Origin of the sequence: Kitasatospora sp. NPDC088264, from assembly GCF_040685715.1 — a bacterium.
GTDB lineage: Bacteria > Actinomycetota > Actinomycetes > Streptomycetales > Streptomycetaceae > Kitasatospora.
Genome location: NZ_JBFBIR010000048.1, coordinates 1 through 18,113, shown reverse-complemented (window position 1 = coordinate 18,113; position 18,113 = coordinate 1). Strand labels below are relative to the sequence as shown.

17 protein-coding genes are annotated in these 18,113 nt (G+C 74.8%); 9 read left to right on the top strand and 8 right to left on the bottom strand.

The window, feature by feature from the left end:
• Positions 1–37: 37 nt before the first annotated feature.
• The 4 genes from sigK (AB0O82_RS28500) (at position 38) to AB0O82_RS28485 (ending at position 4,057) form a co-directional block, all read left to right on the top strand.
• On the top strand, positions 38–622 hold the full coding sequence (sigK, locus tag AB0O82_RS28500; RefSeq protein ID WP_363586779.1) for an ECF RNA polymerase sigma factor SigK: 585 nt from the start codon (positions 38–40) through the stop codon (positions 620–622).
• Positions 619–1,368, top strand: a complete 750-nt coding sequence (locus AB0O82_RS28495; RefSeq protein ID WP_363586778.1) for an anti-sigma factor — start codon at positions 619–621, stop codon at positions 1,366–1,368. The genes sigK (AB0O82_RS28500) and AB0O82_RS28495 overlap by 4 nt, the downstream gene beginning before the upstream one ends.
• 324 nt (positions 1,369–1,692) lie before the next feature.
• A complete protein-coding gene (locus tag AB0O82_RS28490) occupies positions 1,693–3,312 on the top strand; it encodes a molybdopterin-dependent oxidoreductase (protein WP_363586777.1) in 1,620 nt (539 codons plus the stop codon).
• Between the two features lie 73 nt (positions 3,313–3,385).
• On the top strand, positions 3,386–4,057 hold the full coding sequence (locus tag AB0O82_RS28485; RefSeq protein WP_363586776.1) for a fasciclin domain-containing protein: 672 nt from the start codon (positions 3,386–3,388) through the stop codon (positions 4,055–4,057).
• Positions 4,058–4,661: 604 nt separating this feature from the next.
• On the opposite strand, the gene AB0O82_RS28480 is transcribed toward AB0O82_RS28485, so the two are convergent.
• Both AB0O82_RS28480 and sigK (AB0O82_RS28475) read right to left on the bottom strand, forming a co-directional pair.
• A complete protein-coding gene (locus AB0O82_RS28480; RefSeq protein WP_363586837.1) occupies positions 4,662–5,630 on the bottom strand; it encodes a MerR family transcriptional regulator in 969 nt (322 codons plus the stop codon).
• 378 nt (positions 5,631–6,008) lie between these two features.
• Positions 6,009–6,635, bottom strand: coding sequence for an ECF RNA polymerase sigma factor SigK (gene sigK / locus AB0O82_RS28475; protein ID WP_363586836.1), 627 nt, complete (start codon positions 6,633–6,635; stop codon positions 6,009–6,011).
• Positions 6,636–6,960: 325 nt separating this feature from the next.
• Between sigK (AB0O82_RS28475) and AB0O82_RS28470 the strand changes: the two genes are divergently transcribed.
• The 4 genes from AB0O82_RS28470 to AB0O82_RS28455 all read left to right on the top strand — a co-directional run bounded on the left by AB0O82_RS28470 (position 6,961) and on the right by AB0O82_RS28455 (position 9,834).
• Entirely contained in the window at positions 6,961–7,500 is a 540-nt protein-coding gene (locus tag AB0O82_RS28470; RefSeq protein ID WP_363586835.1) for a SigE family RNA polymerase sigma factor, read from the top strand.
• The gene (locus tag AB0O82_RS28465; protein WP_363586775.1) at positions 7,500–8,138 is read left to right on the top strand and encodes a PASTA domain-containing protein; all 639 of its coding nucleotides are present in this window, start codon (positions 7,500–7,502) and stop codon (positions 8,136–8,138) included. The genes AB0O82_RS28470 and AB0O82_RS28465 overlap by 1 nt, the downstream gene beginning before the upstream one ends.
• Before the next feature lie 216 nt (positions 8,139–8,354).
• Entirely contained in the window at positions 8,355–8,987 is a 633-nt protein-coding gene (locus AB0O82_RS28460) for a carbonic anhydrase (RefSeq protein WP_363586774.1), read from the top strand.
• A gap of 205 nt (positions 8,988–9,192) precedes the next feature.
• Positions 9,193–9,834 (top strand): flavin reductase family protein, encoded by a 642-nt coding sequence (locus AB0O82_RS28455; protein ID WP_363586773.1) that lies wholly within the window; start codon positions 9,193–9,195, stop codon positions 9,832–9,834.
• 84 nt (positions 9,835–9,918) lie between these two features.
• Here AB0O82_RS28455 and AB0O82_RS28450 read toward each other — a convergent pair whose 3' ends face one another.
• The 4 genes from AB0O82_RS28450 to AB0O82_RS28435 form a co-directional block, all read right to left on the bottom strand.
• Positions 9,919–10,425: a DUF6882 domain-containing protein gene (locus AB0O82_RS28450; RefSeq protein WP_363586772.1), complete on the bottom strand. Its 507-nt coding sequence runs from the start codon at positions 10,423–10,425 to the stop codon at positions 9,919–9,921.
• Between the two features lie 87 nt (positions 10,426–10,512).
• Positions 10,513–11,100 carry a hypothetical protein gene (locus AB0O82_RS28445; protein ID WP_063352909.1) on the bottom strand — a complete coding sequence of 196 codons (588 nt, stop codon included), beginning with the start codon at positions 11,098–11,100 and terminating at the stop codon, positions 10,513–10,515.
• A gap of 296 nt (positions 11,101–11,396) precedes the next feature.
• Entirely contained in the window at positions 11,397–11,609 is a 213-nt protein-coding gene (locus tag AB0O82_RS28440) for a DUF4287 domain-containing protein (RefSeq protein ID WP_063352910.1), read from the bottom strand.
• 107 nt (positions 11,610–11,716) lie between these two features.
• Entirely contained in the window at positions 11,717–15,700 is a 3,984-nt protein-coding gene (locus AB0O82_RS28435) for a Pls/PosA family non-ribosomal peptide synthetase (RefSeq protein ID WP_363586771.1), read from the bottom strand.
• Positions 15,701–16,022: 322 nt separating this feature from the next.
• Between AB0O82_RS28435 and AB0O82_RS28430 the strand changes: the two genes are divergently transcribed.
• Entirely contained in the window at positions 16,023–16,757 is a 735-nt protein-coding gene (locus tag AB0O82_RS28430) for a histone deacetylase (protein WP_363586770.1), read from the top strand.
• Positions 16,758–16,932: 175 nt separating this feature from the next.
• Here the strand turns inward: AB0O82_RS28430 and AB0O82_RS28425 are convergent, their stop codons facing one another.
• On the bottom strand, positions 16,933–17,400 hold the full coding sequence (locus AB0O82_RS28425) for an NUDIX domain-containing protein (protein WP_363586769.1): 468 nt from the start codon (positions 17,398–17,400) through the stop codon (positions 16,933–16,935).
• A gap of 75 nt (positions 17,401–17,475) precedes the next feature.
• Positions 17,476–17,724 carry a hypothetical protein gene (locus tag AB0O82_RS28420; RefSeq protein WP_363586768.1) on the bottom strand — a complete coding sequence of 83 codons (249 nt, stop codon included), beginning with the start codon at positions 17,722–17,724 and terminating at the stop codon, positions 17,476–17,478.
• Positions 17,725–18,113 lie beyond the last annotated feature (389 nt).

The following is an 18,113-nucleotide window of genomic DNA, read 5'->3' as shown; positions in this document are numbered from 1 at the left end:
GGCCGTCGCCCGTGTGTTGCGAGCGCGAGGCGGCCGGATGAGTACGGTCGTTCACCTGTCCGGGCCGGGGCGTCCGGGCTCCGACCTCAAGGAGTTGCTGAGCAGGACCGCGCGCGGCGACCGGGAGGCGTTCGGTCGGCTGTACGACGCGGTGGCGGGCCCGGTGCTGGGGCTGGTCCGCCGGGTGCTGCGGGATCCGGCGCAGTCCGAGGAGGTCGCGCAGGAGGTGATGCTGGAGGTGTGGCGCACCTGCGCCCGCTACCGGCCCGAGCGCGGGGAGGTGCTGGCGTGGGTGCTGACCATCGCCCACCGCCGCGCCGTGGACCGGGTGCGGGCGGCGCAGGCGTCCGCCGACCGCGACCGGCGGGCCGCCGCCGCCTCGCACGCGCCGGCGTTCGACGAGGTCGCCGAGCAGGTCGAGGGGCGGCTGGAACGCGAGCAGGTGCGGCGCTGCCTGAAGGGGCTGACCGAGCTGCAGCGGGAGTCGATCACGCTGGCCTACTACCGCGGGTACACCTACCCGCAGGTCGCCGAACTGCTCGGCACCCCGCTGGGCACCGTCAAGACCCGGATGCGCGACGCGCTGATCCGGCTGCGCGACTGCCTGGGGGTGGGAGCATGAGCGGCGCCGACCTGCACACGCTGACCGGCGCCTACGCCGCGCACGCCCTCGACGCGGACGAGCGCGCGCAGTTCGAGCGCCACCTGGCGCAGTGTCCGGCCTGCGCCCGGGAGGTGGCCGAGTTCACGGCGACGCTGGCCAGGCTGGGCGCCGCGCAGGCCGTCGCGGTGTCCGGGGAGCTGAAGTCGCGGGTGATGGGCGCCCTGGACACCGTCCGGCAGGAGGCCCCGCGCGCCGCGGCCGGACCCGACGGTGCCCGGCGCCCCGGGCGGCTCGCCCGCGGCTGGCCGCGGCTGGCGCTGGCGGCCTGTCTGGCGGCGGCCGCGGCCCTCGGCGGCGTGGCCGTCCAGCAGCACCGGGAGGCGGACCGGGCCAGGGCCCTCGCCGCCGCGCTGCAGCGGCACCAGGACCAGGTCACCGGGCTGCTGGCGGCACCCGACGCCCGGCGGGCGAGCGGCCCGGCGGCCGGCGGCACCGGCACCGGGGCGGTGGTCTGGTCGCACGACAAGGGCCGGGCCGTCCTCCTGGCCTCCGGCCTGCCCGCCCCGGCGGACGGCACGGCGTACGAGCTGTGGTTCGACGACGGCGCCGCGATGCGCCCGGCGGGGCTGATGCCCCGGGGCGACGGCGCGTTCCTGCTGGACGGCCCCCTGGACGGTGCGCGCGGTATCGGGGTCACGGTGGAGCCCTCGGCCGGCTCCGCGCACCCCACGGGGGCGCCGGTCCTGCTGATCCCGTTCACCTGAGCGGGAGGGCCGGGCCGGGCGGCTGGCCCGGCGGAAGGCCGGGTCGGGCCGGGGCCAGGAGACCGTGAGGGTGCCGCTCAAGGGCGCCCCGGACGTCCCCGGGCGCCCTTGAGCGGCCTCGGCCCGGGGCGCCGGGGCCGGGTCTCCCGGCGGTCCGGCCCGTTCCGCAGCCCGTTCCGCAGCCCGTCTGCGGCCCGTCCGCAGCCCGTCTGCGGCCCGTCTGCGGCCCTCAACCCTGGCCGGGCGGTGTCACCCGGCCAGAGCAATGTCACCCGATCGGGGGGTATCCGGACTCGCACCCATCCGGTGGAGCCGGACCGCCGAATGAGGACCGTGACCGATGAGACGAGCAGCAGCCCGCCGGGCGCCCTCCCCCGAGCACGCACCCGTGCCGCCGGGCCGGCCGTGGCGGCGCTGTGCGGGCTGGCGGCCGCCGCCGCGGCCGTGGGAGCCGGTGAGGCGGCGGCGGCGTTCACCCGCCCCCAGGCCTCACCGGTGGTGGCGATCGGCTCGGCGGCGATCGACCTCGCGCCCACCGCCGTCAAGACGTGGGCGGTCCAGCGGTTCGGCACCGGCGACAAGACGGTCCTGCTGGGCGGGATCTACACCGTCATGGGTCTCGCGGCCGCGGCCCTCGGCGTGCTGGCCGTACGCCGTCGCGGCGCGGCCGCCGCCCTGTTCACGGCCTTCGGCGGCCTCGGCGCCTGGGCCGCGCTGGCCCGCCCGCAGGCCCTCCCCACCGACCTGCTGCCCTCCGCCGCCGCGGCCGGCGGCGCGGTCGCCGTGCTGTGGTGGCTGGCCGGACCCGCCCTCTCCCCCGGCCCTTCCCCCGGCCCTTCCCCTTCCCTTGGCTCGGGCCCGGTCCGGCCGGCCGGGCCCGAACGGCGGCGCGTCCTGGCGGCCGGCGCCACGATCGGCACGGCCGCCGCCCTCGGCACGGCCGGACGCGTCCTGTCCGACCGGCGCGGCGACGTCAGCGCGGCCCGCGCCGCCGTCCGCCTGCCGCCGCCGCTGCGCCCGGCTCCACCGCTGCCGCGCGCCGTCGGCGCCACGGTCCCCGGCCTGCCCCCGTTCATCACCCCCACCGCCGACTTCTACCGCGTCGACACCGCCCTGACCCTGCCGCGCATCGACCCGCGCGCCTGGTCGCTGCGGCTGCACGGCCTGGTCGACCGCCCGCTGCTGATCGGCTTCGACGACCTGCTCGCCCTCGGGCTGGAGGAGCTGGACCACACCCTGTCCTGCGTCTCCAACGAGGTCGGCGGCCCCTACGCGGGCACCACCCGCTGGCTCGGCGCCTCGCTGCCCGCCCTGCTGCGCCGCGCCGGCGTCCGCTCCGGCGCCGAGCAGCTCGTCGGCCGCTCGCAGGACGGCATGACGATCGGCACCCCGGTCGAGACGCTCCTCGACGGGCGCCGGGCGCTGCTCGCGGTGGCGATGAACGGCGAGGCGCTGCCCGTCGAACACGGCTTCCCCTGCCGCACGGTGGTGCCAGGCCTCTACGGCTACACCTCGGCCACCAAGTGGCTCGTCGACCTGGAGGTGACCACCTTCGCCGCCCGCGACCCGTACTGGGTGCGGCGCGGCTGGGACCGCACCGGCGAGGTCCGCACCGCCTCGCGGATCGACGTGCCCGCGCCGTTCGCCCGCGTGCCGCCCGGCGACGTGACGGTGGCCGGCACCGCCTGGGCCACCCACCGCGGCATCGCCGCCGTCGAGGTGCGCGTCGACGGCGGGCCCTGGCGGCAGGCCGAACTGGCCGCCGACGCCGGGCCCGACCTGTGGCGCCAGTGGACCCACACCTGGACCGGCGCCGCCCCCGGGACCCACCGCCTCGAGGCCCGTGCCACCGACGGCACCGGGGCCGTCCAGCCCGCCACCCGCACACCTCCCCACCCCTCGGGCGCGACGGGCTGGCACAGCGTCGTCGTCACCGTCACCTGACCCCACCTCACGACCTCCCCACCCCTTCGGCATCCGGGATCCGCCCGATGCCACCTGACAGGAGAATCCGTCCATGAACACGACCGTCCTGGTCCGCAAGCCCTTCGCCGCCGTCCTCGCCGCCGGCCTGCTGGCCGCCTCCCTGAGCGCGTGCAGCAGCAGCGGCGAGGCGAAGTCCTCGGACACGGCCAAGAGCACCAGCGCGACCGCCGCGGCCCAGCCGTCCGGTGCCCCGGCTTCCGGTGCCCCGTCCGCCGAGCAGGTGACGGCCGGGCAGCCGTTCGGCACCGCGTGCGCGGCCGTCCCCAAGGACGGGGCCGGCAGCTTCAGCGGCATGGCCAAGGACCCGGTCGCCACCGCCGCCTCCAACAACCCGCTGCTGTCCACCCTCGTCACCGCCGTCAAGCAGGCCGGCCTGGTGGACACCCTCAACTCCGCGAAGAACATCACCGTCTTCGCCCCCACCAACGACGCCTTCGCCAAGCTCCCGAAGAAGGACCTCGACGCCGTCCTCGCCGACAAGGACAAGCTCACCAAGATCCTCACCTACCACGTCGTCCCCCAGCGCCTGGCTCCCGCGGCACTCGCCGGCGGCCACAAGACCCTGGCCGCCGACGACCTCGCCGTGACCGGCGCCGCCCCGGACTTCACCGTCAACTCCGCCGCCAAGGTGCTGTGCGGCGACGTCCAGACCGCCAACGCCACCGTCTACATCGTCGACACCGTCCTGATGCCCGCCTCCTGACCCGGCATCAGCCCATGAACCGCGGCCCCCGGCGAACAACCCCCCGGTAGCCGGGGGCCGCACCCCCCACCTCCCGCCCCCGCCTGCTTGCCCACCAGCTGACTATGTAGACCGACCGACATATTCTCCCCACATCCCGCAGGCCCACCCGTGCACAGGAAGTCGGACCCGCCGACTTCCTGTGCACGGTGGCATGGCGGCACTGCGGCGCTGCGGCCCCCACCAGGGAAATATGTAGACCGACCGGCATATTTCTCCTGGGCCACGATTCCGGCCGCGCGAGAAGTCGGCAGGTCCGACTTCTCGCGTACGCCGAACCGCTCCCATTCCCCAGGCTCTCGCCGCTCCGTGCATGTGCGGCCGAATATGTAGACCGACCGATATATTTTTCCGTTTCACAGGCCGCCCGCCCGCAGGCCCCGCCGCGTGGCGAAGCCGAGGGCGAGCCACCCCGCACAGGAAGTCGGGCAGGCCGACTTCCTGTGCGCACTGCGGGCGCGATCGAATCTGTAGACCGGTCGGTATATTCACTCCGGAGCCGACGGCGCGAGCCCGCGGGCAAGGCTGTACGGCGCACGTTCCGCGGTTCCGCAGGGGCGGGGGTTCAGCGCAGCAGGTGCTCCAGCTGGTCGAGGGCGGTGGGCAGGTCGCGGGGGCGCAGGGCGCCCGGGGGGCGGCGGGGGCCGGTCCAGCCGGGGCCGGCGGTCAGGACGACGGGACGGGTGCGGGCACCGTGGGGGCCCCAGGTGGTCTCGGCGACACGGCGGGCCAGGGCCCGGTCGGCGGTGCGGGCGACCTGGGACCAGAGCAGGACGGCGGGCGGGCCGGTGCGGCGGACCGCTTCCAGCAGGGCTTCGGTCGGCAGTGCCGGGCCGAACATCCGAAACGGCAGACCCCGTTCGGCCAGCCCCGCAGCCAGCGCCTCCAGCGGCAGGGCATGCAGTTCGGCGGGCATGCCCGCGAGCAGGACGGCCGGACCCTGCGGCGGCTCGACCCGGTCGGCGGCGCGGCGCAGAGCAGCGGCGACGTGCCAGGACAGCAGGTGCTCGACCTCGACGTAGCGCTCGCCCTCGGCGGCCCACTTGCGGCCGGCGGCGCGCAGCGCGGGCATCATCACCTCGGTCCAGGCGGCGACCGGGCCGAGGGTGTCGACGCTGTGTCGCAGGATCCGGGCGAGCTCGGGGGCGTCGAGGCGAACGGCCGCGCGGGCCAGCCCCCGGCACTCGGGGCGGACGGTGCCGACGGGCAGGGCGTTCCCGCCACCGGGGGCCGGCCCGCCGGCAGGCGGCCCCGGCGGCTCGGACGGCCCTGACGACCCTGACGCCTCGGAACTCTCTGGCGGCCCGGACGGTCCTGGAGCCTCGGCGGCGAGGGCGAGGCGGGCGGCCTCGGCCGGGGTGACGCCGCGGGCGGTCAGGCGGCACATCTCCGCCAGGACGGCGACGTCCCGAGGGCTCCACTGGCGGTGGCGCCCGGGGTCGCGCCGGGCGGGGCCGATGCCGTAGCGGCGTTCCCAGGAGCGGACGGTGGTCGGGGAAACGCCGAGCATGCGGGCGAGGGCACCGGTGGTCAGGCTGGCCTGGGCCGGCGGCCGGTCGGCGGAGGCAGCCGCGGGGACGGGGACCGGGACGGGGACGGGCACATGCGTGAGCCTATGCGGGGCAGGCCGGGGCAGCGGGCGTCGCGGATGCGGGCGGCAAGCAGGGCTCGTTCCCCGGAAGCCATCGGCGCGCACAGGAAGTCGGACCCGTCGACTTCCTGTGCGCACCACGACCGCGGGTCCGAGCGGAATATGTAGGCCGGTCTAGAGATTTGCCCCCCCGGCGCGCCGAGGACCCCGGCAGGGCAGGCCCGGGCACAGAACCATGCCGCCGGTGCGCACAGGAAGTCGGACCTGTCGACTTCCTGTGCGCACCACGATCGCGGGGCAGAGCGGAATATGTAGGCCGGTCTACAGATTTGGCAGGCAGGTGCGGGCGCGGGGCTGTGCCGGGTGGGGTGGGGGGTCGGCGAGTTGGGTGCGTAGGCGTAGCAGGGCGTCGCGGATGCGGGTCTTGACGGTGCCGAGGGGGGCACCGAGGGCTTCGGCGGCCTGGGCTTGGGTGCGGCCGCCGTAGTAGACCAGCAGCAGGCATTCGCGCTGGACGTCGGTGAGGGTGGCCAGGGCGCGGCGGACCCGTTCGCGTTCCCGGCCGCGGTCCAGGTCGCGTTCGACCTGGTCGGCGACCTCGTCGAAGACCGGGGTGTAGGCGCGCAGGGCGGCGGTGCGGTCGCGGTCGGCGGTGGCCTGGGCGGAGCGGACCCGGTCGACGGCGCGCCGGTGGGCGAGGGTGAGCATCCAGGGCAGGACCTCGCCGCGTTCGGGACGGTAGCGTGCCGCCTCCCGCCACACCTGTAGGAACACCTCCTGGGTGACCTCCTCGGCCTGGGCGTGGTCGCGCAGCACCCGTAGCACGAGGCCCAGGACGGTTCCGGCGGTGGCGGCGTACAACTCCTCGAAGGCCCACTCGTCGCCGCCGGCCACGCGTGCCGCCAGGGCGCGCAGCCCGGCCTGTCCGCCGCCGCCCGGGGGTTCGATGCCGGGGGGTTCGGTGCCGGGCGTCTCGTCTGCCGGGGGCCAGGGTGCCGGGGGCCGGGGTGCCGGCCGGTCGATCAGTGCGTGCACACTGCGACCGTCCCGGAGCGGCCACCGCCCGGGCTACTCGCATCGTTTGCGCATCGCTGTGCCCGCCCGCGTGCTCCCCGGGCTGCCGCGGTGGTCCGGCCCGTCCGGCCCGTTCGACTTCGAAGCGCTGTGAGCCGCGTCACTTTCGCGGTGGCGGTGCAGCAGGGCGGTGCCGGGGGCCGTCATGGGGGCGAAGGTGACGGCGGAAGAGTGAAGAGAGCGAGGGCGGCGGGTGAGGCTGCGCAGGGCCAGTCCCGGGATCGACTTCGTCGAGTTCGTACAGCAGCGTTCGGGCGCGCTGTTCCGGACGGCGTACGTGCTCACTGGGGACGCGCACACCGCGGAGGACCTCGTCCAGGAGGCGCTGGAACGATCCTGCCGCAACTGGCGGCGGGTGGCGGCCGCGGAAGCGCCCGAGGCGTACGTGCGCCGGATCCTGGTGAACCTGGTCAACGACCGCTGGCGGCGGCTGAGCCGCTCCGGCGAGCGGCCCGCCGCGGCGCCCGGCCCCGAGCGCGCCGACCCGCGCGACGCCTACCGGTCGGTGGAGTTGCGCGCGGAGCTCGTCGCGGCGCTGCACACGCTGCCGATGGGGATGCGCACCGTGGTCGTCCTGTACTACCTCCACGACCTGGGGGACCAGGAGATCGCGCAGACGCTGGACATCTCCCCCGGCGCCGTGCGCTCCCAACTCGCCCGCGGCCTCGCGAAACTGCGGTCCGCACTGCCTCGGCAGGACGTCCCGTCCGCGCCGCCGACCTCGCGCGGAGGTGCGTGATGACCCGCTTCCCGTCCCACGATCCCGGTCGCGACGCCGACCACCCCGACTTCGACCCCGACCCCGACCCCGGCTCCGACCCCGACTTCGACAAGGAACTCCTCGCCGCCATGACCGCATTCGCCGACAACACCCCGGCCCCCGTCATCGACGCCCTCGCCATCCGGCGCACGGTGCGCCGTCGCACCGTGCTCAGCGGCGCGGTGGCGGCGGCCGCGGTGGTCGCCATCGGCACGGGTGCGGCACTGCTCGCGCCGGGTTCGGGTCCGTCGCCCTCCGGCGGCCTGCCCGCGGGCCCCGCGAACGCCTCGGCGCCGATGTCGTCCGGCACACCCTCCCCCGACGCGCCCTCCGGCACGCCCGCGCCCGGGCCCTCGATGGCCTTCGGCACCCCCACGCCGCCGCCGATGCAGCCGACCGACGGGGTGCAGGTGAGTGTGCCGCCGCTCGCCAACCTGGCCAAGGACGCGGCCATCAGCGCGCTGGAGACGGCGGGACTGCGCTACGAGGTCCACGAGTTCACCGACTGGAACGTGCCCGCCGGGTCGGTCATCAACTCCGAGCCGCAGGCCGGCCGCACCGCACCTGCGCACTCGACGGTCCAGGTGTTCGTCTCCAAGGGCAGGCCGGGCCGCTGACCGGCACTGCCACGTCCAACGCCGCCACACAGGAGGCGAGTTGACGATATCCTCCGGCCTCCCGCCACGCGGGCGGCGAAGGGGCCGGGCGAGGCCGTGCGCAGCGGGGTGGGCGGGCCGTGGACTGGGCCGGCCGGGTGAGGAGCGACGCGGTGCCGGGCCTCTGCCCCGGCCCCCCTGCTGCGGGCCCCACCTGCGGCGATCTAGGGTGCAGGCATGATCTCCTCACCGATATCCGGCCCCGACCAGGCGATGCGGGTGCTGATGGAGGGCAATGCCCGTTTCGTCGCGGGCAGCCCGGAGCACCCCAACCAGGACGCCGGGCGCAGGGCCGCCCTCGCCCCGGCGCAGCGGCCCTTCGCGGTGCTGTTCGGCTGTTCGGACTCCCGGCTGGCGGCCGAGATCATCTTCGACCGGGGGCTGGGCGACCTGTTCGTGGTGCGGACGGCCGGGCACGTCACCGGGGCGGAGGCGCTGGGCAGCATCGAGTACGGGGTGAGCGTGCTGGAGTGCCCGCTGGTGGTGGTACTGGGGCACGACTCGTGCGGCGCGGTGGGCGCGGCGATGGAGGCGCTGGACCAGGGGCGGCTGCCGGGCGGGTTCGTGCGGGACGTGGTGGAGCGGGTCACCCCGAGCGTGGTGTCGGCCCGGGCCGCGGGCATCGAGGACCCGGACGGGATCGTCGACGAGCACATCCGCCAGACCGTGGACCTGCTGCTGGAGCGTTCCCAGCTGTTGGCCGCCAAGGTGGCCGAGGGCGCGGCGGCCGTCGTGGGCCTGTCCTACCGGCTGCGCGACGGCCAGGCCCGTACGGTGGCCGCTCGCGGTCCGGTCAGCGCCGCGTTCTGACCGCCGGCCCGTACGGGTGCTGAACCCACCCGTACGGCCGAATCGGCGTGTCGGACCGAGCCGACGCGTGCAGGGCCGTCCGGCGTAGGGCCGTCCGCCCCCGCCGGGGCCGGGAACGCCGTGTCCGATCACCGCCAGCGCCCCCTCCCGGGCGGGGGCAGAGTCGGAGACCGGCAACGGTTTCCCACCCAAGGACGGCATTCCCGTGCACAAGGCCACCGACCTCAAGGTTCTCTACTTCGGCACCCCGGTGGTGCTGATCAGCTCGCGCAACGAGGACGGCGGCGCCAACCTGGCGCCGATGTCCTCGGCGTGGTGGCTGGGGCAGTCCTGCGTGCTGGGCCTCGGCAACACCGCCCAGACGGCCGTCAACCTGCGGCGCGAGGGCGAGTGCGTGCTCAACCTGCCCTCCTCCGGGCAGGTCGACGCCGTCGACGCCCTCGCGCTGCTGACCGCCAACCCGGATCTGACCGAGCACCGGCGGCAGCAGGGCTACCGCTTCGAGCGGGGCAAGTTCGCCGCCGCCGGGCTCACCGAGCAGCGGTCGGAGCTGGTGCGGGCGCCGCGCGTCGCCGAGTGCCCGGTCCAGCTGGAGTGCCGGTTGGAGGCGGCCGCGCCGCTGGCGGGCAACCCGCACTGCACCGCCTTCGAGGTCACCGTGGTGCGCGCGCACGTCGAGGAGCGCCTGATCGTGCCCGGTACGGACCACTACGTGGACCCGCTCGGCTGGGATCCGCTGATCATGAAGTTCTGCGAGTTCTTCGGCGACGGGCGCCGGCTCGCCCCCTCCCGTCTCGCCGAGGGCTGGCAGATGCCGGGCCGCCTGCCCGCCGGTGCCCGGGCCTGACGCCCCGCCGCGGGTCCGCGAGCTCCCGCCGCCCGCCCGGCCGCCCGACGAGCCGCCCGCCTACCTGCCCGCCCGCCCGGCCGCCTAGTCGGCCGCCGCGGCGGGCACCAGGTCGTGGAGCAGGAAGTGGAGCTCCGTGTCGTCCGTCGACTCCACCCACAGCCCGTCGGCGTCGAGCACCGAGGCCGCGACCATCCGCGCCTCGGCGACGAGTTCGGGGTGGGAGTCGAAGCCCGGCCACGGCAGGACGGGGAAGTCGTTGTCCTCGCCGAAGCGCCGCACCCGTTCGATGTCGCCCAGGACGGCGGGCGGCAGCGACTCGTTCGCCCAGGACCACAGCCAGGTCTGCCGGGCGAGGCTGACGCTGCCGATCATCGTGAGCCGGCCGGTGAGGAACACCTCGCTCTTGCGCGACCACTTCCTCCTGCGCGACCAGGTGATCCGCGCGTCGTCCATCGACCAGTGGTACTGCACGTCACCTGACAGTCCGAAGCGCTCGACCATGAGGGCCTGCCGCGAGCGGGCACGTTCGCGGGCCGCGATCACGACGCCCTCCCACCGGGAGTGGTCGTGCTTCGAGTGGTCGTCCACCGTGCCTCCTCGTACGGAACTGCCGGCAAGATCATCCCATCCGGCCTGCTGCTCCGTCCGGGCCCGGCGTGATCCGCAGGAGAGCCCCTACGCGCTGGCGCCGCAGGAGTCGCAGATGCGGGTGGCGGGCAGTTGGAGGAAGCAGGAGGGGCAGATCGCCGGGGGGCGGGGCGGGGTGGCGGCGGCCGCCTTGCGGTTGACGGCCGCTTGCAGGCGCGGGGCCAGGGCGGGGGTGCCGCCGTCGGCGGGCAGCTGGGCGCCGAAGTGCCGGTAGCAGGCGAGGCGGGCGGCGGCGGCGTGGTGTTCGCGGTCCATGTCCGCTGCCAGCGGCGGCTGTCCGGCCACGGCCAGTACTTCCTGGTAGCCGACGCCGACCATGCCGTCGGTGGAGTGGACCACCAGTGCGGTCAGCGGCGGGTCCCCGCGGCGGTGTGCCTCGCGCACCACCAGGGCCAGGACTTTGCCGATCCAGGTGCGCTGGTGCACCCGGGTGCGCACCCCGGCCGCCTCCTGCACGGTCTCGGCCAGTTCGGAGTAGGTGATCACCGCGTGGTAGCGGCGGGCCACGTCCACCAGGGCCGGGTAGGCGGCCCTGGTCCAGGCGACCTGGGCCTGGGTGGAGCTGACCGCCGAACCGTCCGCGACCCGCCAGTAGCCGCGCTGTTGCTGTTCCATTCGACCGCCCCTGAAACCTCGTCCGCCGGCCCCCGCCGGGAGCGAGGCTACCCCGCCCTCCGGCGCCTCGGGCCGCCGGGGGCTTGACTTCAAGTGCTGTTGAAGTCGTCGAATGGGTCCCGACCGCAGCCGTACGGGCATCGCGGTCGATGCCCCGCCCGTACGGAACGACCCGGGTCCGGGGCCGCCTGCTTTCCGATCGTGCCGCAGGCGGCCCCGGACCCGTCGTCGTCCGCCGGCCCGCCATCCGCCACGGGGCGCAGGCCGGGCGTCACCAGCAGAGCCGGGCGACGGGCTCAGGCCGCGGCTTCGGCGAGGGTGTGGGCGACGAGGGCGTTGGCGTGGCCGTGGCCGAGGCCGTGCTCGGTCTTGAGCCAGGCGACGAGTTCCATGTGCTTGCCGAGCGGGGAGGCGCGGATGAGGTCCTTCCACTCGGCGACGGGTCGGCCGTACTTCTTCTCGATGGACGGGAAGTAGCTGGCGGGGCCCTTGGCGGGGGTGGCGGTCATGGTCGGTACGCCCTTTCGGGAACGGACGGGAACGGATGCGGTCGCGGTCTACACAGGTAGGACCGCGACCGCATCGTCAACTCATCGCCCAGCCGAAGTGATCTGCATCACACTCCGACCTTGCGCTTGGCCCGCCGCCCGGCGACGGGGGCGAGGGCGGGGTCGGCGTTCCAGGCGGCGACGGGGTTGCCGAGCCAGCGGGTGGTGCCGGGGACGTTCTCGCCGCGCATGACCAGGGAGGCGGGGCCGACGGTGGTGCCGGCGCCGAGGGAGGAGTTGAGCAGGACGATGGAGTGCGGGCCGGTGGTGGAGCCGGGGCCGAGGTGGACGGGGCCCAGGCGCATGACCCGGTCGTGGAAGAGGTGGGTCTGCAGGACGGTGCCGCGGTTGACGCTGGCGCCGGCCTCGACGGTGACGAGGTCGCTCTCGGGCAGCCAGTGGGTCTCGCACCACACGCCGCGCCCGATGTGGGCGCCGAGGCTGCGCAGCCAGGCGTTGAGGTAGGGCGTGCCGGTGATGCTGGAGCCGCCGAAGGGCATGGCGAGTTCCTCGACGAAGCTGTCGTAGAGCTCGTTGCGCCACACGAAGGTGGACCACAGGGGGTGTTCGGCGACGCGGAAGCGTCCGACGAGGAGCCACTTGGCGGCGGTGGTGACCAGGCAGGCGACGAGGGCGGCGCCGATGAGGACGAGGCCGGCGGCGGCGAGGGCGCGCGGGAGGCCGTAGTCGTCGCGCAGTTCCTGGAGGGTGGCGAGGACGAGGTCGCCGAGGAGGGCGGCGAGGACGATGGGCAGCAGGCGGCACAGTTCGACGCCGGCGCGGGCCCACATCAGGCGCCGGGGCGGGTTGTAGGTGCGGGCGTCGCCGCCGGCGGCCGCGACGCGCGGCAGGGCGAAGGCGGGGCGGCCGAGCCAGGAGGAGCCTTCGGGGGCGTTGACGGGGGTGTCGGACAGGACGCCGACGAGGGAGTTGTCGGGCAGTCGGCGGCCGGGGCCGACGATGCCGGAGTTGCCGACGAAGGAGCGGCGCCCGACGTGCGAGGGGCCGATGTGCAGCCAGCCGGCGCGCAGCTCGTAGGGGGCGACGAGGGTGTCGTCGGCGAGGAAGGCGCCGTCGTCGACGCGCATCAGGCCGGGCAGGGCCAGGACGGTGGAGGCTTCGACGCGGCGGCCGACCTTGGCGCCGAGCAGGCGCAGCCACACCGGGGTGAAGAGGCTGGCGTAGAAGGGGAAGAGGGTGCGCCGGGCGGTGTCGCTGAGCCGGGTGACGGCCCAGGCGCAGAAGGCGACGCGGCCGTGGGCGGGGTGGAAGCCGGGGCGCAGCGGGATGGACAGGAGGCGGACCGTGGTCGCTATCAGCGTGGCGTGGCACACCAGGGTGAGGGCGGCCAGCGGGATGGTGGCGGGCAGGAGTTGGAGGAGGGCCGCGGTGAGGGTGCGGTCGCTGTCGACCATCGTGAAGACGATGGCGAGCGCGGGGAGGGCGGCGATGATCGGCAGGAGGCCGAAGACGGTCAGGCCGACGCCGTAGGCGAGGTTCCAGAAGCGGGAGCGGGGGGTGGCGGCGGCCGCGGGCCAGGTGGTGCGGGCCTCGGTGGAGGGCCGGGCCGGGGAGCCGTGCCAGTGTTCGCCGGCGGGTACGGCGCCGGTGACGCAGGAGCCGGGGGCGATGTCGGCGCCGGCGCCGATGCGGGCGCCGGGCATGAGGGTGGAGCGGCCGCCGATGCGGGCGCCGTCGCCGATGTCGATGTGGCCCAGGTGGAGGGTGTCGCCGTCGAGCCACCAGCCGGCGATGTCGGCTTCGGGTTCGACGGTGGCGCCGGCGCCGATGCGGGCGAGGCCGGTGACGGGGGGCAGGGTGTGCAGGAGGACGCCGGCGCCGATGCGGCAGCCGAGCGCGCGGGCGTAGCGCAGGGCCCAGGGGGTGCCGGCGAGGGCGCCGACGCCGAAGAGGGTGACGGCGCGTTCGGCGGCCCACAGTCGCAGGTGGGCCTGGCCGCCGCGGGGGTGGCTGCCGGGGCGCAGGCGGGCGGTGAGCAGGCGGGCGGTGCCGGCGGCGAGGAGGGTGCGGCCGGGGGCGCTGTAGAAGAGGAGGAGGCCGGCGGCGACGGGCCACCAGGAGCTGTGCGGGGCCCAGCTGAGGTGGTTGCCGATGAGGTTGTCGAAGGCGGTGAGGGCGAGGATCCAGCGCAGTCCGGAGATGCCGAAGACGCCGAGCAGGATGAGGGTCTGCCACAGGCCGGCGCTGGCGGGGGTGCGGCGCACGGTGCGGACGGGGGCGGGGGTGGGGGTGCGCGCGGCGCCGCCGGTATGAGGGGGGCCGGCGAGGTTGTCGAGGTAGTCGGCGAGGTCGCCGAGGACGGGGTGGGCGTAGAGGTCGGCGACGGAGACGCCGGGGTGGCGGGTGCGCAGTTCGGAGACGAGGCGGGCGGCGGTGAGGCTGGAGCCGCCGAGGGCGAAGAAGTCGTCGCCGTGGCCGGGGGCCATGCCGAGCATGCTCTCCCAGCGGCCGGCGAGCCAGCCGGCAGTGCCGTCCAGGGGGGCGGCGGTGCCGGGGGTGGCGGTGCCGGTGGTGGCGAGCGGCCAGGGCAGGGCGTTGCGGTCGACCTTGCCGGAGGTGCGGGTGGGCAGGGAGTCGACGAGGGCGAGGACGGGCACGAGCGGGGCGGGCAGGCGTCCGAGCAGGTGCTGGCGGGCGGCGGTGAGGTCGGGGGTGGTGCCGGGCTGGGCGACGAGGTAGCCGACCAGCAGGTCGGCGCCGGCGGGGCTCTTGCGGACGGCGGCGGCCGCGGCGCGGATGCCGGGCAGGGCCTGGAGGGCGGCGTCGATCTCGCCGAGTTCGATGCGCCGGCCGCCGAGTTTGATCTGGTCGTCGGCGCGGCCGACGAAGACGAGGCCTTCGGGGTCGTTGCGCACGAGGTCGCCGCTGCGGTAGACGCGCGGGGAGGCGAGGGCGGGGTGGGCGCTGAACTTCTCGGCGTCCTTGGCGGGGTCGAGGTAGCGGGCGGTGCCGATGCCGGTGATGAGGAGTTCGCCGGTCTCGTACCAGGGGACGGGGTGGCCGGCGGCGTCGACGACGGCGATCTCCCAGCCGTCCAGGGGGGTGCCGATGCGTACGGGCTGGCCGGGGAGCATGCGGGCGGCGGTGGCGACGACGGTGGTCTCGGTGGGGCCGTAGGTGTTCCAGAACTCGCGGCCGGGGGTGGCGAGGCGCTCGACGAGTTCGGCGGGGCAGGCCTCGCCGCCGACGATGATCAGGCGCACGGCGTCCAGGCACTCCTGCGGCCACAGGGCGAGCAGGGTGGGGACGGTGGAGATGGCGGTGATGCGGCGCTCGACGAGCCAGGGGCCGAGGTCGGTGCCGGCCTTGACGAGGGAGCGGGGGGCGGGCACCAGGCAGGCGCCGTGGCGCCAGGCCAGCCACATCTCCTCGCAGGAGGCGTCGAAGGCCACCGACAGGCCGGCCAGGACGCGGTCGCCGGGGCCGAGCGGCTGCTGCTGGAGGAAGAGGCGGGCCTCGGCGTCGACGAAGGCGGCGGCGGAGCGGTGGGTGACGGCGACGCCCTTGGGGCGGCCGGTGGTGCCGGAGGTGAAGATGATCCACGCGTCGTCGGCGGGGGTGGGCCAGGCGGGGTTGCCGCGGGGCTCGGCCCCGGAGCCGGGGGCGAGCCGGCGTTCGGCGCCGAGGACGGCGCACACCTGGGCGTCCTGCCAGATCATGTCGGCGCGCTCGTCGGGGTCGTCGGCGTCGACGGGCACGTAGGCGGCGCCGCAGCGCAGCACGGCCAGGATGGCGACGTACAGGTCGGCGGTGCCGGAGGGGATGCGCACGCCGACCCGGTCTCCGGTGCCGATGCCGTGCCCGGCGAGGACGCCGGCGAGGGTGTCGACCTCGTGCATGAGGGCGCGGTAGTCGAGTACGGCGGTGCCGGTGTCCAGCGCGGGTGCGTGCGGGTGGGCGTCGGCGGTGGCGGTGACGATGTCGAGCAGGCTGCGGGGGTGCGCGGGCCGGACGGCCGGCCAACCGGCGGCGTGGGCAGGCCCGGGACGGTTCAGCGTTCCCGGTCCTGCCATGTCCTGGCGTGCGTCCATAAGGAGTGTCCTCGGCTGGGAGTAGTCATAAGGATGAATGCGGGGAGTCACCTTGCGTGGTGCCTCACTCACCATGACTCGACTGGGAGCCCGCTGGATGCCGTGAAGGTGGAGTCAAAGGAACTTTTCATTTTCGGCGACATATGGGGGCATCAGGGAACGATTCGAAAGTCATTTCGGGGTTTTTCGATCGCTTTCGGTGGCGAAGGGTAATCGCCGGAGGCAGGAGGCATATGACGGGAAGGCGAAGAGTGGTCTACGCCATAGCGGCGGGGACGCTACCGGTAGTGAAAGCGGACCCACCAAATCTGGAGGTTTAGCGATGATGGTGGCCGGATCCCGCCGGTGGCCGGCCGACGCCGGGAGCAGCGTCGGGAGCGGCGTCGGGAGCGGCGCGTCCGGTAGCGCGGAGGGCGACGCGGCGGGCGACGCGCGGCTCGTCTGGTACGCGGCGTACGGGTCGAATCTGCACGCCGCCCGGCTCGCCTGCTACCTGCGCGGCGGCCGCCCCGACGGCGGCGCGCGCACCTACCCCGGCTGCCGCGACCGCCGCCCGCCGCGCCGGGACGTGGCCACGGTGCTGCCCGGCACGCTGTACTTCGCGCGGGAGTCGGCGGTGTGGGGCGGCGGCAGCGGCTACTACGATCCGGACGCACCGGGTGAACTGCCTTGTCGGATCTATTTGGTGACGGCCAGTCAGTTCAGTGACATCGCCGCCCAGGAGATGCACCGCTCCCCCGGCGCCGACCTCGACCTCACCCACGCCCTCGCGCACGGACGCGACCAACGCGGGCCCGGCCGGTACGAGACGCTGGTGCACGCGGGCGCACTGGACGGGCACCCGCTGCTGACCTTCACCGCCTCCGAAGGCCTGGCCGGCGCCGCACTCAATCCACCCTCGGCGCCCTATCTGCGCACCCTGGCCGCCGGCCTGGCCGAGTCCCACGGCTGGAGCACGCGCCGCTGCGCCGACTACCTGGCCTCCCGCCCGGGCGCCGCCGGGCACTGGAACGCGGCGGACGTCCTGGCCGTACTGGGCGGTGGTCTGGACCTTTAGGCGTTGTTCACCCCGTGGTGACCGTACGGTGACAACTACACGGGTTCCGGCCACATCAGGCAAAGGAAGCGCCAGGCCACCGCACGGGTGAACCGGCACTTCCCGCCGGCGGGTGGCGGCGACCGGCGGCGGCCACCCGCCGGCTTCGTCAAAGGCGGTTTTAAGATCGCGCCCTTCAGCTTGAGCGTTGGCCGTGGAGGAGGAGAGGGACGGCGCGGTTGGCGAGGGCTTCGGCGGCGCGGGCGGCCTGGGCGGGGGCCATGACGTCCGGGAGTTCGTGGGCGGGGACGAAGCGGGCGCCGAGCAGGCCGCTGCGGTGCCGGGGCGGGACGGTGAGGCGGACGTCGTCGCGCACGGTGCCGCCGTCGAAGACCAGGTTGAGGCGCTCCAGGTAACGGTCGGCGGGAGTGAAGTCGACCGCGAGGACGTCCGTGAGGCGCAGGTTGAAGCCGGTCTCGGCGTGGAGGTGACGGGCGGCGGCGAGGTTGGGGGGCTCGTTGGGCTGGGCGGCGCCGCCCGGGAGGATCAGGCCGTCCATGTAGTCCGGGTCGACGAGGAGGACGTCGCCGCGCGGGTTGCGGACGAGAACGAGGCAGCCGAGCCGGCACACCGGCGGCTTGGCGAGCAGACGGGGGTCACGCATCGGACGGTTCACTTCCTGAGGGCGGCGAGGAGGACAAGGGAGAAGCCCGCCCACCAGAGCAGGCGGACGAGGAGTTCAGTCGTCATGCGTCAGGCGCTCGTAGCGCAGCCCCTTGCGCAGCAGGTCCACGACCCGCAGGAGTTCGGACGGGCGGGCGCAGCCGAGGCCGATGAGGTAGCAGCCCGTCCTGCGGCCGTGCTCCCAATCCACCTCGACGGAGGGCAACTTCACCCCGCCCAGGGCGAGGACGGTGGTCAGGTCGTCCAGGACGTCGGCCGCCTGGCGCCGCTGGTCGGCGGTGACGCGGTTGAGGGCGGATCCCATCACGCCCCCACCCGGCGTCGAACCTCGAACCCCCGCCAGGCGCTGAAGGCGGCGGAGAAGGAGGAGAAGGAGGCCAGCTCACCCGAGGTTCCGCTGCGCAGCCACTCCCCCGTCGTCTCGTTCCGCACCCGGTAACACCGGCCCTCCGGGTCCCAGCGGACCCCGTAGCCGTGCAGCCGGGGCACTTGGACATCACCCATGGGAGTAACCTTCCGCGATCAGAGTTTCACGTTCTGTGCACATGGTGGCTCTGTGTCGCCTAGCATCGGAAGTGGCAGACGACTTGACCTCAGTGGTCTGGAGAGTTGGAGCAGCCATGGTGAACATCAAGGAAATTGACCCGCAGTCATCTCCCTGGGCTCCGTTCGGGGTCCAACTCCGCAGGTCAC

Excerpts from the sequence above, each read along its gene's own strand:
- AB0O82_RS28435 (WP_363586771.1), bottom strand. The coding sequence starts at position 15,700 with ATGGACGCACGCCAGGACATGGCAGGACCGGGAACGCTGAACCGTCCC.
- AB0O82_RS28445 (WP_063352909.1), bottom strand. The coding sequence starts at position 11,100 with ATGGAACAGCAACAGCGCGGCTACTGGCGGGTCGCGGACGGTTCGGCG.
- AB0O82_RS28465 (WP_363586775.1), top strand. The coding sequence starts at position 7,500 with ATGACCCGCTTCCCGTCCCACGATCCCGGTCGCGACGCCGACCACCCC.
- AB0O82_RS28420 (WP_363586768.1), bottom strand. The coding sequence starts at position 17,724 with ATGGGATCCGCCCTCAACCGCGTCACCGCCGACCAGCGGCGCCAGGCG.
- AB0O82_RS28485 (WP_363586776.1), top strand. The coding sequence starts at position 3,386 with ATGAACACGACCGTCCTGGTCCGCAAGCCCTTCGCCGCCGTCCTCGCC.
- AB0O82_RS28440 (WP_063352910.1), bottom strand. The coding sequence starts at position 11,609 with ATGACCGCCACCCCCGCCAAGGGCCCCGCCAGCTACTTCCCGTCCATC.
- sigK (WP_363586779.1), top strand. The coding sequence starts at position 38 with ATGAGTACGGTCGTTCACCTGTCCGGGCCGGGGCGTCCGGGCTCCGAC.
- AB0O82_RS28430 (WP_363586770.1), top strand. The coding sequence starts at position 16,023 with ATGATGGTGGCCGGATCCCGCCGGTGGCCGGCCGACGCCGGGAGCAGC.
- AB0O82_RS28490 (WP_363586777.1), top strand. The coding sequence starts at position 1,693 with ATGAGGACCGTGACCGATGAGACGAGCAGCAGCCCGCCGGGCGCCCTC.
- AB0O82_RS28460 (WP_363586774.1), top strand. The coding sequence starts at position 8,355 with ATGATCTCCTCACCGATATCCGGCCCCGACCAGGCGATGCGGGTGCTG.
- AB0O82_RS28425 (WP_363586769.1), bottom strand. The coding sequence starts at position 17,400 with ATGCGTGACCCCCGTCTGCTCGCCAAGCCGCCGGTGTGCCGGCTCGGC.
- AB0O82_RS28495 (WP_363586778.1), top strand. The coding sequence starts at position 619 with ATGAGCGGCGCCGACCTGCACACGCTGACCGGCGCCTACGCCGCGCAC.